The following is a 17,738-nucleotide window of genomic DNA, read 5'->3' as shown; positions in this document are numbered from 1 at the left end:
CTCTTCCACAGGGGCGGGCTCCTCCACGGGGGCAGGCTCCTCGGCGTGAGCGGGCTCTTCGACGGGGACAGGCTCCTCCACGGGGGCGGGCTCCTCCACGGGGACAGGCTCTTCGACGGGAGTGGGCTCCTCCACGGGAGCGGGCTCCTCGACAGGGACGGGCTCCTCAGCAGGGGCAGGTTCCTCCACGGGGGTGGGCTCCTCAGCGGGGACAGGCTCCTCCACAGGGGCAGGCTCCTCCACGGGGGCAGGTTCCTCGACGGGGACAGGCTCTTCGGCGGGAGCAGGTTCCTCAGCGGGGGCAGGTTCTTCCACGGGAGTGGGCTCGTCAGCCGGGGTGGTCAAAAACAGATCGGTGAGGGAGAGGTCCTCGCCCTCGGGGGTAATGATGCGGCCAGGCTCGTCCAGGGGCAGCCAGGAGGGGGCGGTCAGGCCGTGGGAGACCAAGTAGTCCTGCCACTGGGGGATCTCAGCCCGGGTGGGCACCACCGCCCAGACCGGCTCCTCCCGCTCCGGGAAGAAGGTGGAGAGCCGCTCCAGGAAGGCCGCCCGGCGGTCCGCGCCGGGTTCCACCAGGGCCACCACGCGGCAAAAGACCGGCTCGATGCCCTTGGTCTCAAAGCGGATGTAAGTCTCGTAACAGACCCGGTCCTGCCACTGGCACAGGCGGTTGGACTCCCAGTTTTTCAGCCGCTGGTCGTCATAGAGGCATTTTAGAGCGCGGTACACGGCCTCGGGCTGCTTCATCAGCTCCGGCGTGAGGTCATTCTCGTCCGGCGCGCTGGGGATGGGGTGACTGCCGTAGTGCTCCAGGCAGCGCTGCACGCCGGACTTGCGCACGGCGGCCAGCAGCTTGGGAGAGGGGAAGTAGAAAATGCTGCCGTCCGGCGCAGTGGCCTGGGTCACATAGCCCTCACGCACGCTCTGGCGCAGGATCACGTCGGAGAAATCGGGCTGGGCGCGGTGCTCTTCCTCGGTAAAAATCAGGTAGGTGCGCAGTTTATAGTAGAGCTCCCGGAAATCGGGGCGGCGGAACATGTCCTGAAATTTCTTGGTGCTGGGGGGCTCAAAGCGGCGGGGACCGGCGAAGGTGAGGACGCCGTCGGAGCAGGGGGCAGCCACGCCGGGCCAGCCGGGCTCTTCGGCGGGGGCCTCGTCCTCCGCGGGGGCGTCATTTTCGACAGGGGCGGCGGGCTCCTCAGCAGGTGCCTCTTCCACAGGAGCCGTGGGCTCCTCGGCGGGGACTTCGTTCTCCACAGGGGCGGCGGGCTCCTCAGCAGGTGCCTCTTCCACAGGAGCCGTGGGCTCCTCGGCGGGGACTTCGTTCTCCACAGGGGCAGCGGGCTCCTCCACCGGGGCCTCGTCCGCCACGGTGACGGTGGGCTCCGCTTCGGGGGCGGGCGCGAGAATGGCCCCGCTGTAGATACCGGCCACCAGGGGGAAGTCAAAGAGGGTGCCGTACTGCTCCATCAGGGCGCCGATGCGGCCGTAATCCCGGGCGGTGAGCTGCTCCAGCAGCGCGCCGCAGCCGTTGGACCACAGCTCCAGGTCGGAACCGCTGTCCATGGCCTGGCGGAGGGCTTCCTGGCGCTGGGCCAGCAGGGGCTTCAGCGCTCCATCCTCGGTGCTCAGAGCCAGAAAATCCAGGCAGGGCCGCAGCTGCGCCTCCTGCTGCACCAGAGTGCGCTCCTGCTGGTCCAGCAGGTCCTTGAGCTCACCCATGGTATCGGTGCCGTGGCCCAGGGTCTGCTGGGCCCAGGTCAGGAAGGTCTGCTGGGAGAGGGTGAAGCGCCGCAGCTGGTCCGCCAGGTCGTTCACATCCCCCTGGTCCAGCCAGTGCTGCTCCTTCAGGGCCTGTTCCAGGGCGGGGAGTCGCTGGGCGAGAGCGGCGCTGTGGGCGCGCAGGTCCTCCAGATTGGAGAGCATCCCGCGGATGTTGTCCAGTTCTCGTGTCAAGTGATTCACTCCTATCTATATGGAATCCGGTCGAGACGGAACGGGGGAGGAATCTCCCCCTTTTTGAGACATTTTAAGAGATTATGTTAATTATAAAAGGTCTGTCACAGCCCGTCAACCCCGGCGAGGCGGGCGGTTGCCTCCCGCGGGCTTTTTGTGGTACAATAGGGCCCAATAGGGACAAAAGGAGTGGAGAACATGGCGCTGCCGAAGCTGATCGTGATCCTGGGCACCACCGCCTGCGGCAAGAGCGGACTGGGGGTGGAGCTGGCCCGGCATGTGGGGGGCGAGATCGTCTCGGCCGACTCCCGCCAGGTGTACCGGGGCCTGGACCTGGGCACCGGCAAGGTCACCGAGGAGGAGATGGGGGGCGTGCCCCACCATCTGCTGGATGTGGTGGACCCCAACGAGAGCTATTCGGTGGCCCAGTTCCAGCGGGACGCCTACGCCGCCATCGACGACATCCTGGCCCGGGGCAAGGTGCCCCTGCTGGTGGGCGGCACCGGGCTGTACGTCCGCGCCGTGGCCGAGGGCTACACCTTCCGGGACAGCCAGCCCGACCCCGCCCTCCGCGCCGAGCTGGAGGGGAAGAGCGCCGAAGAGCTCTATGCCATCTTCCGGGAGAAAACGGGCCGCACCCTCACCGGCGGGGAGGAGAACAACCGCCACCGCCTGGTGCGCACCCTGGAGAAGGTGCTGGCCGGGGAGGACCTGACCGAGGCCCCCCGGGACCCCCATTACCAGGTCCTCCAGCTGGGTATGACCTACCCCCGGGAGGAGCTGTGCCGCCGCATTGACGAGCGGCTCATCCGCCGCCTGGACGACGGCATGGTGGAGGAGGTGGAGCGCCTGCGGAAGGCGGGGGCCACCGACGCCTTCCTGGAGGGGCTGGGACTGGAGTACCGCTACATCCTCTGGTACCTCACCGGGAAGCTCCCCGACCGGGAGGCCCTCATCGACGAGCTGGGCCGGGCCATCAAGCGCTTTGCCAAGCGGCAGATGGTTTGGTTCAAAAAGGACCGGGACGTCCTGTGGCTGGACACTGCCGGGGATCCCCTGGCCCAGGCGGAGGCGGCGGCCGACGCCTTTTTGCGGGGAGAGTGAGGAGGGAACGGATTTGGCCGATTCCAACATCACCAAGCGGGCTCTGGCCCAGGCGCTCAAGCAGCTCATGGCCCAGCAGCCGCTGGAGAAAATCAGCGTGGGGGAGATCTGCGCCCTGTGCGAGATGAACCGGAAGAGCTTCTACTACCATTTTAAGGACAAGTATGACCTGGTGGAGTGGATCTTCGAGAGCGAGTTCATCGCCCAGATCAAGGACATAGACCCCACCGATCAGTGGACCTTTCTGCGCACTCTGTGCGACTACTTCTATCAGGAGCGCACCTTTTATATCCGGGCGCTGGAGGTCCGGGGACAGAACGCCTTCCGAGACTACTTCCGGGAGTTCTTCTACCACTCGGTGGAGCCCTTTCTGGCCCTGGAGAAGGAGCCCGGCCACCAGGATGAGGTGGCCGCCTTTTACTCCCACTTCATCAGTGACGCGGTGCTCCTGGCCATCATCCGCTGGCTCACCGAGGGCGCCCGGCTCTCGCCGGAGGACTTTGTGCGTCTGATGCGGGAGTCCTCGGAGCTGCTGGTGCGCCATGTGCGGGAGCAGTACATCGATCCGCCCAAAGAGTAAAAAAACACCGGCATAGGCCGGTGTTTTTTTCATATCATCAGAGGGGAGGCAGGCTTTGGATGAGAGGCTCGTCTGCGCTGTCCGGCCCCAGGTGGAGCAAACAGGGGTTGGGCGAGACACAGGCATCGGCGCTGAGGTTGTCCAGCCGGAATTCCGCCGGCATAATGGGCTCCCGGGGGTTGAGCCGGGCGCAGAGCACCGAGCGGTAGACCTGGCGGCAGAGCGGGACGGGACAGCCGGGCCCCGCCACACAGACGGCGGCCAGGCCTCCGTGGGTCCGCAGCTGCTGGGCCCAGCGGCCGGAGCAGATGTCCTCCGCCTCCGCCGGTGTGTCGTACCGGCGGTAGAGGAGGTAGAGACACCCCGCCGCCCGCAGCGCCCCGGCGTCGGCCTGCCAGCCGGGGGCGGCCGTGTCGACCCCCAGAATGAGGTGGTCTGCGGCGCTCCGGGCCAGCGTTTCCACCGGCCAGCGCGGGGGGAGGAAGAGGAAAAACACGCAGTCCCCGGCCTGTCCGGCCAGTTCCACGGCCTGCTCCACCGCGCCGGGGCGGTCCTGGGGGAAGAGGAAGTAGACGCGGATGCCCAACGCCCGCCCCTCGGCCAGACGCCGGGCGCAGACCGGAGCAAAGGAAGGGGCTCCGCTGAGGCAAAGGGTCAGCGACCAGGGGATGTGGCGCTCCAGCTGCGGCTCCAGCGCGCGGATCTGCCGGGCGCCCACCGTCAGCCCGTTCCAGCCCAGATTGATCCCAACGGTCTGGAGCCGGGACGGGTCCACCGTGGTGGCCAGATCCTGGGCCAGACGGTAGTAGGGACAGCCCTTCCGGGCCAGAACGCGCTGTACCTGGGCAAAAAATCGCTGCTGGCCCGGTCCCTGGGCCAGGTCACGGCCCAGATCCACCAGCTTGCGCAGACTGCGCTCGGGGTCGGTGCGGATGCCCCGCAGGCTGCGCTCCACCACGCTCTCCACCAGCCGGCGGCGCAGGGTGTCCTGTTCCATTCGGTCCACGTCCTTTCTGAGCCTTTCAAAACCATAATAAGAAGCGGCTCCGGCGGGGAAAAGGGACAAAATCGAAAAACTGTCCCAAAAGGTAACAATCTGGGAGAATGTCGAAAAATGCCACAAATTTCCCCGGCTGCCCAGTGACGCGGGAGGGGAGCGCTTTTAAAATAGGAGCTGACCTGAGGGAGCGCCCGGCTGGTCCAGCGCCCCGCGCAGGAGAAATGAGGTTGATCGCTATGAATTCCATCGTGGAAAAGGCAAAAAACGCGGCCCTCTCCGCCGCGATCCATCAGGCTCTGGACTATCTGAAAAAGGACCCGGAGACCAATATCCCCAAGCTCATGGATCTGGTGGATAAGCTGGCACCTGACGACTGGTACGAGGCCCAGCGGAGCGCATTCCGCAACGCCATCCGGGAGAAGAACCACTGGTACGAGCTTATCATGAAGGTCTACGCTCTGGACGAGGGGGTACGGGAGACCTTCTTCCGCAACTTTATCCTCAACGCCAGCCTGCTGGGCAGCGCCACCCAGGAGGAGACCGCCCGGCGGGAGAACTGCAACGTGCCCTGGGCCATCCTGCTGGACCCCACCAGCGCCTGCAACATGCACTGCACCGGCTGCTGGGCGGCCGAGTATGGCAACCGCCTGAACCTGACCTTTGAGGAGCTGGACTCCATCGTCACCCAGGGCAAGGCGCTGGGCACCTATATGTACATCTTCACCGGCGGCGAGCCCCTGGTGCGCAAGGCGGACATCCTGAAGCTGTGCGAGAAGCACAACGACTGTGAGTTCCTGTCCTTCACCAACGGCACCCTCATCGATGAGGCATTCTGTCAGGAGATGCTGCGGGTGAAGAACTTCGTCCCCGCCATCAGCCTGGAGGGCTTCGAGGAGGCCAACGACGGCCGCCGGGGCGAGGGCTGTTACCAGAAAGTGACCCACGCCATGGAGTTGCTCAAGGCCCACAAGCTGCCCTTCGGCATCTCCACCTGCTACACCAGCCAGAACTGGAATGATGTGAGCAGCGAGAAGTTCTACGACCAGATCATCGAGGCCGGCGCCCTGTTCATCTGGTTCTTCCACTACATGCCCGTGGGCAACGGCGCGGCCCCGGCGCTTCTCCCCACCCCGGAGCAGCGCACCGAGATGTACCGCCGCATCCGGGCCTTCCGCGGCAGCAAGCCCATCTTCTCCATGGACTTCCAGAACGACGCCGAGTATGTGGGCGGGTGCATCGCCGGCGGCCGCCGCTACCTGCACATCAACGCCCGGGGCGATGTGGAGCCCTGCGTGTTCATCCACTACTCCAACGTGAACATCCGGGAGCACACCCTCCTGGAGGCCCTCAAGAGCCCCATCTTCATGGCCTACCACGACCAGCAGCCCTTCAACGACAACATGCTCCGGCCCTGCCCCATGCTGGAGAACCCGGAGAAGCTCCGCGCCATGGTCAAGGAGACCGGCGCCAAATCCACTGACTACGAGTCGCCGGAGGACGTGGATACCCTCTGTGACCGCACCACCCCCTATGCCGAGCACTGGAAGCCCACCGCCGACGCGCTCTGGAACGGGGAGCACAAGGAATAAGCTCCAAACAAAAAATGCCCCCGGATACCGCGGTATCCGGGGGCATTTGCTCTGCTTACTTCTTCTTGCGGTAGTAGGTGTCCTCCATGGGCAGCTTGGTGCGCAGGATGTGATCCCGGGCGTAGTAAGCGCCCTGCGCCGCCGGAGCGGTGGGGATGGTGGCGATCTCGCCGATACCCTTGGCGCCGTAGGCGAAGGGGAGCAGCTCCTCCTTCTCCACATAGATGGCGTGGATGTCGGGGATCTGGTTGGAGCGCATCAGGCCCAGGGTGCCGTACTTGGCCTGGGGCACGCAGTCCTTCAGGGGGAAGTCCTCGGTGAGGGCATAGCCCAGACCCATCAGCACGCCGCCCTCGATCTGACCCTGGATGGAGGTGGGGTTGACCACCTTGCCGGAGTCGTGGGCCGCGTAGACTTCCTTCACCTTGCCCTCGTCATCCAGGATGACCACGTGGGTGGCGAAGCCGTAGGCCACATGGCTCTTGGGGTTGGGCACGTCGGCACCCAGCTTGTCGGTAGGCTCGAAGAACTCGGCAAAGTACTCCTTGCCCTCCAGCTTGGCGAGGTCCCCGCCCACTTCGTCCATGTCCTTCTTCAGGTCGGCGGCGGCCATGCGCACGGCCTCGCCGGTGATGAGGGTCTGGCGGGAGCCGGAGGTGGTACCGGAGTCGGGGGCCACCTCGGAGTTGGCGCCCATGTTGCGCAGCAGCACCCGAGGCAGACCGGTGGTCTGGGACAGGATCTGCAGGAACACGGTGGCGCAGCCCTGGCCGATGTCGGACGCGGCGGAGTAGAGCTCCACCATGCCCTCGTGGACGGCCAGCTTACAACGGCCCTTGTCGGGCAGGCCCACGCCCACGCCGGCGTTCTTCATGGCGCAGGCGATGCCCGCGTGGTCCTTGTTGGCCTCGTACACGTCCTTGACCGCCAGCAGGGTCTCCTTCAGCGCGGTGGAGCAGTCGGCGATCTGGCCGTTGGGCAGGACCTTACCGGGCTCGATGGCGTTGCGGTAGCGGATCTCCCAGGGGGAGATGCCCACCTTCTCGGCCAGCAGGTTGATGTTGGACTCCAGAGCGAACTCGCTCTGGCACACGCCGAAGCCGCGGAAGGCGCCGGCGGGAGGATTGTTGGTGTAGTAGCCATAACCCCGGATGTCGGTGTTCTGGTAGCAGTAGGGGCCCACGGAGTGGGTGCAGGCGCGCTCCAGCACGGGGCCGCAGAGGGAGGCGTAGGCGCCGGTGTCGAAGTAGATCTCACAGTCGAGGCCGGTGAAAATGCCGTTCTCATCGCAGCCCAGGGTGAAGGTGCCCTCCATGTAGTGGCGCTTGGGGTGAAAGTTGATGGACTCCTGCCGGGTGAGCTTGCACTTGACCGGCTTGTTGACCTTCAGCGCGGCCAGCACCGCCAGGTGCTGCACCGACACGTCCTCCTTGCCGCCGAAGCCGCCGCCCACGAACTTGTTCTCCACCACGATGCGGTCGGGGTCCCAGCCCAGCATGATGGAGATCTCCTTCCGGGTGTCGTAGACGCCCTGGTCGGAGGTGTACACCTTCACGCCGTCCTTGTAGGGGAAGGCCACGGCGCACTCGGGTTCCAGGAAGGCGTGCTCGGTGAAGGGGGTGGTGTAGCTCTGGGTGACCACATACTTGGAGTTGGCCAGGGCGGTCTTGGCGTCGCCGCGGGTCACGTGGCGCTGCTGGCAGAGGTTGCCCTTGGAGTGGACCAGGGGGGCGTTCTCCGCCATGGCCTCGTGGATGTTGCGCACCGGCTCCAGGGGCTCGTAGCTGACCTTGATGACCTTCTTGGCCTTCTCCAGGGTCTTTTCATCCTCGGCCACCACCAGGCAGATGGCGTCGCCTACGCAGCGGGTGATGTCGCCCTTGGCGATGAACACGTCCCAGTCCTGCTGGATGTGGCCCACCTTGTTGTGGGGCACGTCCTCAGCGGTGAGGACGGCCAGCACGCCGGGCATGGCCAGAGCCTTGGAGGCGTCGATGTCCAGCACCTTGGCCCGGGGATACTGGGAGCGGACGGCGGAGGCGTGGACCATGCCGTCCAGGTAGAGGTCGTCGCAGTAGGCGCCGCTGCCCAGGACCTTGCCGCGCACGTCGGTGCGGAAGGCCCGGTCGCCCACGCCGTAGACGTCGCCCTTCTCCAGGTCGGGGTCCAGCTTCTCGTCCCCGCGGAGGATGGCGGCGGTGAGGGCGATGCCCTCGATGATCTTCTTGTAGCCGGTGCAGCGGCAGATGTTGCCCCGGATGGCCTTCTTGATGTCCTCCTCGGAGGGGTTGGGGTTCTGGTCAATGAGGGCCTTGCCGGCCATGACCATGCCGGGGATGCAGAAGCCGCACTGCACCGCGCCCACCTTACCGAAGGCGTAGACAAAGGCCTCCTGCTCCTCGTAGGACAGGCCCTCCACGGTGAGGATGTTCTTGCCCACCGCCTTCTTGGTGGTGAGGACGCAGGACTTCACCGCCTTGCCGTCCACCACGATGGTACAGGTGCCGCAGGCGCCCTCGCTGCACCCGTCCTTCACGGAGAACAGATGCAGGTCGTCACGCAGATAGCGCAGCAGGGGCTTATCCTCTTCGGTGGTGCGGGTGATTCCATTGACGATAAAGGTATAGCTCTCGCTCATCTGTGGTTCCTCTTTCTTATTATGAAAAGTCAGAAACGGTGAAAGTACCGTCGGCGTCCACGATCACGCCCCGGGGGCACTTCACGGCGCACATGCCGCAGGAAATGCAGCGCTCGGGGTCGATGGCCGCGTGGTTATCCACCATGGAGATGGCGTCGGCGGGGCAGTTCTTTTCGCAGATCCGGCAGGCGATGCAGCTCACATCACAGGCCTTGCGGGCCACGGGGCCGGCATCCTGATTGGAGCAGCGGGGCAGGATGGTGGTAGAGGCGTCCACCAGGTGGATGACCTTCCGGGGGCAGACTCCGACGCACACGCCGCAGCCCACGCAGCGCTCCCGGTCCACCACGGCGGCGCCGTGGGGGCCGATGTGGATGGCTTCCAGGGGGCAGGCGTCCACGCAGGTGCCCAGACCCAGGCAGCCCTGGCCGCACTCCAGCAGGCCCTCGGGGAAGGCCTCGGCGGCCCGGCGGCAGTCCAGGCCCAGGGTACTGGCCTCGGTGCGGCGGTTGGCGCGGTCGCCGCCGGTGCAGAACACCACGGCGATCTTTTGAGTGGTAACAGCCATTTGGGTTCGTCCTTTCCTGGGAGCGGCGGCTGGGGCGGCCCCGCTCCCCCGCAATTTCAGGAGGGATGGAACGCCCATGCCCCACGGCACGCGCACAAAGCCTCAGGCACTCAGGCCGAGGCTTTGCGCGGCGCCGCGGGGAGGGCGGGCTAACCGGTCAAATTGATTACTTCAGCAGGTAGGCGTAGTTGGCGTACACGGCGCAGATGAGCTTGCGCAGGTCCTCGTAGAGGCCGCAGTTGGCGTCGTCCACGTTGTACTCCTTGACCTGGCCGCCCAGGCGCACCCGGGTCAGGCCGCCGTCCAGGCGCAGGAAGCCCTCGTTCTCGCTGTTGGCGAAGTCCTCCTCGCTCCAGAACAGGGTGAACTTATCCTTGTAGGGACGGGAGTCGTAGGGGCAGAAGGTGCCGCAGTTGCCGCACTCGTTGCACATGCCGTCCACGTGGATGATCTGGCGCATGCGCTTGCCGGGGACCCAGATGGCCACGTTGGCGCGGTTGGGGCAGACCTCGGTGCAGGTCTCGCAGACGGTGGCGCAGCCCAGGCAGCGGATCTCGGAGCAGTTCTTGCAGTCGTCGCACAGCTCGCCGCGCTTGGCCAGGGGGGCCTGATAGTCGGGGTTGACGTTCTTCTCGACGTACTTGTCCAGCTCGAAGGGCTGGATGGCCATGGCGGCCTTGGTGGCGCCGGCAATGGCCTCGACCACGGTGCCGGGGCCCTTCTGGCCGTCACCGATGACGAACACGTTCTTCACGCTGGACTCCAGGGTGTCGGCATTCACCACGGCCTTGCCGCGGTTGTCCACCTCCAGGCCGTTGGCGGTGTACAGAGCGGTGTCCACCTTCTCGCCCACGGCGGTGATGACGGTGCAGGCGGGGACCTCCACGACCTTGCCGGTGTCCACGGGGGTGCGGCGGCCGGAAGCATCGGGAGCGCCCAGCTCCATCTGGTGGCAGGTGAGGACGCCGTCCTTCACGCCCACGGGGGCGAGCAGCTCACAGAACTCCACGCCGTCCTCCAGAGCCAGCTCCAGCTCCTCCTGGTCGGCGGGCATGTAGCGCTTGGTGCGGCGGTAGACCAGGGAGACCTTCTCCACGCCGGGGATGCGCTTGGCGGCGCGGGCGGCGTCCATAGCGGTGTTGCCGCCGCCGATGACCACCACGTTCTTGCCCAGGTCCAGGCTCTCGGGGGCCTTCTTGGCCTTCTCCAGGAACTCGATGACGTTCATCTCTTCGCCATACTCCAGGCCGGCGCTGCCCTTGTTCCAGGCGCCGGTGGCCAGGATGACGTGGGTGTAGCCCTGATCGAAGAGCTCCTGCACGCTCTTGACCTCGTGGTTCAGCTCCACCTTGGCGCCCATGGCGTTCATCAGCTTCACATCGTTGTCGATGGCGTCGTCGCTGATGCGGAAGGCGGGGATGACGTGGCGCACGATGCCGCCCAGGGAGTCCTTGCGCTCAAAGACGGTGACGTCCACGCCGGAGCGGCCCAGGAAGTAAGCGGCGGACATACCGGCGGGGCCACCGCCGATGACGGCGACCTTCTTGCCAGCCACGGGGGCGGCGGGCTTCAGCTTGGGCAGCAGGGCGTCGAAGCCGCCCTCGGCCGCCTTCAGCTTCTGGGTGCGGATGTAAACGCTCTCATCATAGGCGTTGCGCATGCACTTGTCCTGGCAGCGGTGGGAGCAGATGGTGCCGGTGATGAAGGGCAGGGCGTTGCGGTGGGTGATGATCTCCAGGGCCTCCTCGAACTTGCCGGCGTTGACCCGCATGAGGTAGGCGGGGATGTCCTGGGAAATGGGGCAGCCGTTGCGGCAGGGGGCCTCGAAGCAGTCGATGAGAGGCACCTTCTTGTCCATCTTGCGGCTGGGCAGGGGCTTCATGGGCTTCTGGAAGTGGGCGTCGGTGACGAACTCCTTCACCAGGGCCTCCATCTTGCCGGTGTCCACGCCGGTCCAGGCGGCGCTGCCGCAGTCCATCAGCAGCTCGCCGATCTGGCTCATGCGCTGATAGCCGCCGGGCTTGAGCATGTTGGTGGCCATGGTGATGGGCCAGATGCCGGCGTCAAAGAGCTTGCCGATGGAGTGGTAGTCGGCGCCGCCGGAGTAGGAGATGCGCAGCTTGCCGTCGAACTCCTTGGTGAGCATCCCGGCCAGGGACAGGGACAGGGGATACAGGGAGCGGCCGGACATGTACATCTCCTCGCTGGGGAGCTCCCCGGCCTTCACGTCCACGGGGAAGGTGTTGGTGATCTTCACGCCGAACTCCAGGCCGCGCTCGGCGGTCAGCTTCAGCAGACGGTTGAACATGGGGATGGCGTCGGCCCACTGCAGGTCCTCCACGAAGTGGTGGTCGTCAAAGGCGATGTAGTCGAAGCCCAGGCCGTCCAGGGTCTTGCGGGCAAACTCATAGCCCAGCAGGGTGGGGTTGCACTTGATGTAGGTGTTCAGGCCCTTCTCGGTGATGAGGTAGGTGGCGATGCGCTCGATCTCATCGGGGGGGCAGCCGTGGAGGGTGGACTCGGTGATGGAGTCGGACACCTTGGGGGAGATGGCCTTGACATAGGCCTCGTCCACGTTCTGGAAGCGGTCCAGGTTGGCCAGCGCCCAGTCCATGCACTCCTTCCAGACCTCGGTCTGGGAGGCGTCCTTCATTCCCTCGATGTACTTGCCCACCTTCTCGCTCTTGATGCCGGCGAGATCGTAGCCCACGCTCATGTTGAACACGAAGCCGTCGGGATCGCCCAGGCCCAGCTCCTTGGCCAGCAGCTTACAGGCGAACCACGCCTTCACGTACTCGGCAAAGGCCTGGGGCACGTACAGCTCGGTGGACCACTCGCAGTTGTAGCACTCGTCGGCAGCGGTGATGCAGGGCTTGTTCACGCACTTGGAGAGCTCGTCGCCGTCCATGACCTGAACGGTCTTGACCTCGAAGAAGCGGCTGCCGGCGGCGTAAGCGGCCACGATGTTCTGGGCCAGCTGGGTGTGGGGGCCGGCGGCGGGGCCGTAGGGGGACTCGATCTTCTCCTTGAAAATGGGCAGGGCCTGGCCGTTGGTGTGCTTGACCAGCTTGGACACGCCGAAGATGGAACCCTGGTTATGATACTCGCTCAGGATCCAGTTCATCAGATGGGAGAACGGCATGGGGCGCATGATATCGCTCATAAGAATTACCTCCTGTATTACGTTCACTCAGATAGCGGAAAAATTGGGGCTTGGGGCTGAAAAAGGGGGAATGGGGAGCGGCCTTTCCGGCCGCTCCGCCGGATCTCGTTCTTAGTAAGTGCAGTGGTTGAGCTCACCCCAGAGCTTCTTGGACTGCTCCATGCACCAGGCGTTGATCTTGGCCCCACCCGGCTTACGCCGTGCGGGGACCCCGATCCTTGATCTGCGCGGGGCGAATGAATCGCCCCGGCATCAAGGTTTTGCCCGAGGGCAAAACGCTTGGTGAGGACAAGCTCAATGGGCGTTGTCTCTTAGTAAGTGCAGTGGTTGAGCTCACCCCAGAGCTTCTTGGACTGCTCCATGCACCAGGCATTGATCTTGTCCTCATCGATGCCGACGAACTCGCGGTCCTTGTAGAGGACCTTGCCGTTGATGATGGTGGTGCGGCAGTTCTTGCCCATCATGCCGAAGAGCATGTGGCCGTCGATGTTGGCGTCGGAGAAGGGGGTGAAGGGCTTGTAGTCCATGACGATCACGTCGGCGGCAGCGCCCTCGGCCAGGATGCCCAGAGGCTTCTTGAAGTAGCGGGAGCAGATCTTGGCGTTGTTCTGGAACAGCATGCCAGTGGCCTCGCACCAGCCCACGTTGGGCTGACAGACGTTGTGGCGCTGCATGGGCAGCAGGACCTTCAGGCTCTCCAGCATGTCGTGGGTGTAGGCGTCGGTGCCCAGGCCGATGAGGATGCCCCGGTTGTACAGCTGCAGCACGGGGGAGCAGCCCACGGCGTTGCCCATGTTGGACTCGGGGTTGTGGCAGACCATGGTGTTGGTCTCCTTGATGATGTCCATCTCGGCGGGGGAGACGTGGATGCAGTGGCCCAGCATGGTCTTCTCGCCCAGGATGCCGTTGTACAGCAGGCGGTTGATGGGACGGCAGCCGTAGTTCTGCAGGGAGTCGTACACGTCGTTCATGCCCTCGGCCACGTGGATGTGGAAGCCGGTCATGCCGTCGTTGGCCTCGACCATCTTCTCAAAGGTCTTGTCGGAGATGGTGAACAGGGCGTGGCCGCCGAACATGGCCTTGATCATGTCGTCGTCCTGCTCCTTGACCCACTTGGCGAAGTCGGCGTTCTCCTGGATGGCCTGGTCGCACTTCTCCATGCCGTCGCGCTCGGAGACCTCGTAGCAGAGGTTGGCGCGCATGCCCAGCTCCTTGCACACGTCCTTGATGGCGAAGAGGGAGCCGGGGATCTCACAGAAGGAGGCGTGGTGGTCGAAGATGGTGGTCACGCCGTCCCGGATGCAGTCCAGGATGGTGGCGTAGGCGCAGGCCTTGGTGCCGTCCAGGGTCAGGTGGCGGTCGATGTACCACCACTGGCCGTCCAGAACCTCAAAGAAGTTGGTGGGGTTGAAGCCGTTGATGGAAAGGCCGCGGGCCAGACCGGAATAGATGTGGGTGTGGACGTTGATGAGACCGGGCATGATGACGCCGCCCTTGGCGTCCACAAATTCTGCGTCGGGATACTTGGCCTTCAGCTCGGCATAACCGCCGATCTCCTTGACGACTTCGCCGTCGATGACGACAGCGCCGTCCTCCAGATAGGGGAGGGCGGGATTGCGGGTGATGAGCTTACCATTTCCAACGAGCAGCATGGTGGTTGTCCTCCTTCTTTTTATGGTTTGGCATACGTCCGGTGTCCATGGCGCAAAAAAAGGACCCCATCCTTCCGACGAGCGTCCCTTCAAAAGCGCGGCCACGGCCGCAACAAATGGGTAATAGACGTTCATCCAGCCCGTGCGCGAGAGCACTCCGTTGCAGCCACAACCATATACATTTATTTTTGGTGGATTTGCACAGTCAAACCCTCTTTTGTGAGGAAAGTATAACATAGTTTACCGGAAAAAGCAACCCTTTTTTAGAGTGCCAAAAAAATTTTTAGCAGGAACATTTTCCTTGTAATTGTTCACATTTGTGGTACAATGATAGGTACGAATGGAATGGAAAGACGACACACAGGAGCAGGAGGCCGGAGTATGTTCGACGCATCGACACTTCACTTTTTATTTCGATTGGCGAAGGGACTCAGCAAACAGTTCGGACCGAACTGCGAGGTGGTGGTCCACGACCTGATCTCCAACGACCCCGACAGCTCCATCGTGGCCATTGAGAACGGCCATGTCACCGGGCGCAAGGTGGGGGATGGCCCCTCCCACGTGGTGTTGGAGGCCCTGAGCAGCGACCGCAGCAAGCTGGAGGACCACATCTGTTACCTGACCCGCACCCGGGACGGAAAGATCCTGAAGTCCAGCACCTTCTACATCCGAGACGATGACGGGGACGCCGTGGGCATCTTCGGCATCAACTACGACATCACCCTCATGCTGGCCATGGAGACCAGCCTGAAGCAGTTCACCTCCACCGAGCAGGAGACCCAGGAGCCGGAGGCCATCTCCCGGAACGTCAGCGACCTGCTGGACGAGCTCATCGAGCAGAGCGTCAAGGTGGTGGGCAAGCCGGTGGCCCTGATGAACAAGGATGACAAGGTCAAGGCCATCCAGTTCCTCAACAACACGGGCGCCTTCCTCATCACCAAGAGCGGCGACAAGGTCTGCAAGTTCTTCGGTATTTCCAAGTACACGCTGTACAGCTACATCGACGAGGCCAAGGAGATCAAGTAAGCCCGGGAAACACCATAGGAAAAAGCCGGTGAAGCCGGCTTTTTTTGCGCAGAAATTCCCTTGTGTGGCCGGGCGGAACATGATACACTAAAACGTACTGTGCGCACGGGAAGGTGCGCCATTTTGGAAGAAAAGGAGCGGAGCCCCCGATGGAACACGTGGATGGAATCCTCTTTGACCTGGACGGCACCCTCTGGGACGCGGTGGCGGGCATCTGCACGGCCTGGAACCGGGGCCTGGAGAAGTGCGGCGTGCCCCTGCACTTTGCTGAGGAGGAGATCCGGGGCTGCATGGGGATGCTCCTGGAGGACATCGCCGCCAAGCTCATGCCGGACCTGACGCCGGAGCGGCGGAGCGAGGTCATGGCGGTGTGCGCGGCCGAGCAGGCCGACTACCTGGCCAGACACGGCGGCACCCTCTACGACGGGGTGGAGGACACCCTGAAAAAGCTGGCGGCGCGCTGCCCCCTCTTCATCGTCAGCAACTGCCAGAGCGGCTACATCGAGGGCTTTCTGGCGGTCACCGGCCTGGGGCAGTATTTCACCGACTTCACCTGCCCCGGGGAGACCGGTAAGCCCAAGGGGGAGAACATCGCCCTGCTGGTGGAGCGCCACCGCCTGAAGCTTCCGGTCTATGTGGGGGACACCCAGGGGGATTGCAACGCCGCCTCCTCCGCCGGGGTGCCCTTCCTCCACGCGGCCTATGGCTTCGGGACCATCGACCATGACGTGCCCTTTGTGGAGCGGTTCACCGACCTCCCCACGGCGGTGGACCGGATGGGGCCCTTGTGACCGGGGCGTCATGGAAGGCACTTTGACCCATCGTTTCACATCGCTTAGGAGGTATTACCTTGTCCAAATATGAAGCTGAGATCAACCGCCGCCGGACGTTCGCCATCATCTCCCACCCCGACGCCGGCAAGACCACTCTGACCGAAAAGTTCCTCCTCTACGGAGGGGCCATCGCCCAGGCCGGCCAGGTCAAGGGCAAGAAGAACACCCGGGCCGCCACCTCCGACTGGATGGAGATCGAGAAGCAGCGCGGCATTTCCGTCACCTCCTCGGTCATGCAGTTCCAGTACGAGGGCTACTGCATCAACATCCTGGACACTCCGGGCCACCAGGACTTTTCCGAGGACACCTACCGCACCCTCATGGCCGCCGACAGCGCCGTCATGGTCATCGACGCCGCCAAGGGCGTGGAGGCCCAGACCCGCAAGCTCTTCAAGGTCTGCGCCATGCGGGACATCCCCATCTTTACCTTTGTCAACAAGATGGACCGGGAGGCCCGGGACTCCTTCGAGCTCCTGGAGGAGCTGGAAAAGGAGCTGGGCATCGAGACCTACCCGGTGAACTGGCCCATCGGCTGCGGCAAGGATTTTAAGGGCGTCTATGACCGCGGCAGCCAGAAGATCATCCACTTCACCTCCAACGGCGGCGCCAAGGCCGCCACCGCCACCGAGGTGGAGCTGGGCGACCCCAACCTGGACGGGCTCATCGGCGCGGACCTCCACCAGCAGCTGGTGGACGAGATCGAACTGCTGGACGGCGCCGCCGCCGAGTTCGACCTGGACCGGGTGCGCCACGGCAAGCTCTCTCCCGTGTTCTTTGGCTCCGCCCTCACCAACTTCGGCGTGGAGCCCTTCCTGGAGCACTTCCTCCAGATGACCACCGCCCCTCTGCCCCGGAAGGCCGGGGACGAGATCATCGACTCCATGGACGACAACTTCTCCGCCTTCGTCTTTAAGATCCAGGCCAACATGAACAAGGCCCACCGGGACCGCATCGCCTTCATGCGGGTGGTCTCCGGCAAGTTCGAGGCGGACAAGGAGGTCTATCACGTCCAGGGCGGCAAGAAGCTGCGCCTGTCCCGGCCCCAGCAGCTCATGGCCGCCGAGCGGGAAATCATCGAGGAGGCCTACGCCGGCGACATCATCGGCGTCTTTGACCCCGGTATCTTCTCCATCGGCGACACTCTCTGCACCGCCGCCAAGAAGTTCAAATTCGATCCCATCCCCACCTTCGCCCCCGAGCACTTCAAGCGGGTGCGCTCCCTGGACACCATGAAGCGCAAGCAGTTCCTGAAGGGCATGGAGCAGATCGCCCAAGAGGGCGCCATCCAGATCTTCAAGACCCCTTACTCCGGCATGGAGGAGGTCATCGTGGGCGTGGTGGGCACCCTCCAGTTCGACGTGCTGGAGTACCGCCTGAAAAACGAGTACAACGTGGACCTCTACATGGAGGGCCTGCCCTATGAGTACCTGCGCTGGATCGTCCGGGAGGACGAGGACGCCGAGCCGCTGAAGGAGGAGGACCTGATCCTGGGCACCGACACCAAGCTGGTGGAGGACTACAAGGGGAACCAGCTCCTGCTCTTCGGGTCCCAGTGGGCCATCCAGTGGGTGGAGGACCGGAACAAGGACCTCAAGCTGGCCGAGTTCGGCGGCGCCCGGTTCTAATTTC

The 17,738-nt window shown here is 64.2% G+C and carries 12 protein-coding genes; 6 read left to right on the top strand and 6 right to left on the bottom strand.

What is annotated here, in order from left to right; translation table 11 throughout:
* Positions 1-1,956: hypothetical protein (locus tag B5G43_RS12015; protein ID WP_087261703.1), on the bottom strand; the 1,956-nt coding region annotated here is incomplete at its 3' end.
* A 198-nt stretch (positions 1,957-2,154) separates the two neighbouring features.
* Between B5G43_RS12015 and miaA the strand changes: the two genes are divergently transcribed.
* Positions 2,155-3,060, top strand: coding sequence for a tRNA (adenosine(37)-N6)-dimethylallyltransferase MiaA (gene miaA, locus B5G43_RS12010; protein WP_087261701.1), 906 nt, complete (start codon positions 2,155-2,157; stop codon positions 3,058-3,060).
* A 13-nt stretch (positions 3,061-3,073) separates the two neighbouring features.
* Positions 3,074-3,640: a TetR/AcrR family transcriptional regulator C-terminal domain-containing protein gene (locus B5G43_RS12005; protein ID WP_087261699.1), complete on the top strand. Its 567-nt coding sequence runs from the start codon at positions 3,074-3,076 to the stop codon at positions 3,638-3,640.
* Between the two features lie 37 nt (positions 3,641-3,677).
* Here the strand turns inward: B5G43_RS12005 and B5G43_RS12000 are convergent, their stop codons facing one another.
* Positions 3,678-4,637 carry a hypothetical protein gene (locus B5G43_RS12000; protein ID WP_087261697.1) on the bottom strand — a complete coding sequence of 320 codons (960 nt, stop codon included), beginning with the start codon at positions 4,635-4,637 and terminating at the stop codon, positions 3,678-3,680.
* Between the two features lie 239 nt (positions 4,638-4,876).
* Between B5G43_RS12000 and B5G43_RS11995 the strand changes: the two genes are divergently transcribed.
* Entirely contained in the window at positions 4,877-6,229 is a 1,353-nt protein-coding gene (locus B5G43_RS11995; protein ID WP_087261695.1) for a radical SAM protein, read from the top strand.
* A gap of 55 nt (positions 6,230-6,284) precedes the next feature.
* Here B5G43_RS11995 and xdh read toward each other — a convergent pair whose 3' ends face one another.
* From xdh to ssnA, 4 genes are all read right to left on the bottom strand, one after another.
* A complete protein-coding gene (xdh, locus tag B5G43_RS11990; RefSeq protein ID WP_087261693.1) occupies positions 6,285-8,867 on the bottom strand; it encodes a selenium-dependent xanthine dehydrogenase in 2,583 nt (860 codons plus the stop codon).
* A 19-nt stretch (positions 8,868-8,886) separates the two neighbouring features.
* Complete coding sequence (locus B5G43_RS11985; RefSeq protein ID WP_087261691.1) at positions 8,887-9,435, bottom strand: 4Fe-4S binding protein; 549 nt, start codon at positions 9,433-9,435, stop codon at positions 8,887-8,889.
* Between the two features lie 166 nt (positions 9,436-9,601).
* The gene (gene ygfK / locus B5G43_RS11980) at positions 9,602-12,598 is read right to left on the bottom strand and encodes a putative selenate reductase subunit YgfK (RefSeq protein ID WP_087261689.1); all 2,997 of its coding nucleotides are present in this window, start codon (positions 12,596-12,598) and stop codon (positions 9,602-9,604) included.
* 311 nt (positions 12,599-12,909) lie between these two features.
* Positions 12,910-14,250, bottom strand: coding sequence for a putative aminohydrolase SsnA (gene ssnA / locus B5G43_RS11975; protein ID WP_087261687.1), 1,341 nt, complete (start codon positions 14,248-14,250; stop codon positions 12,910-12,912).
* A 381-nt stretch (positions 14,251-14,631) separates the two neighbouring features.
* On the opposite strand from ssnA, the gene B5G43_RS11970 reads away from it, so the two are divergent.
* The 3 genes from B5G43_RS11970 (at position 14,632) to B5G43_RS11960 (ending at position 17,734) form a co-directional block, all read left to right on the top strand.
* Positions 14,632-15,276 (top strand): helix-turn-helix transcriptional regulator, encoded by a 645-nt coding sequence (locus B5G43_RS11970; RefSeq protein ID WP_087261685.1) that lies wholly within the window; start codon positions 14,632-14,634, stop codon positions 15,274-15,276.
* Between the two features lie 149 nt (positions 15,277-15,425).
* Positions 15,426-16,067, top strand: coding sequence for an HAD family hydrolase (locus B5G43_RS11965; RefSeq protein ID WP_087261683.1), 642 nt, complete (start codon positions 15,426-15,428; stop codon positions 16,065-16,067).
* A gap of 59 nt (positions 16,068-16,126) precedes the next feature.
* Entirely contained in the window at positions 16,127-17,734 is a 1,608-nt protein-coding gene (locus B5G43_RS11960; protein WP_087261681.1) for a peptide chain release factor 3, read from the top strand.
* Positions 17,735-17,738 lie beyond the last annotated feature (4 nt).

It is taken from the genome of Flavonifractor sp. An92, assembly GCF_002159175.1.
GTDB lineage: Bacteria > Bacillota > Clostridia > Oscillospirales > Oscillospiraceae > Pseudoflavonifractor_A.
The sequence above is the reverse complement of the archived record's forward strand: the minus strand, read 5'-3'. Positions and strand labels throughout refer to the sequence as shown.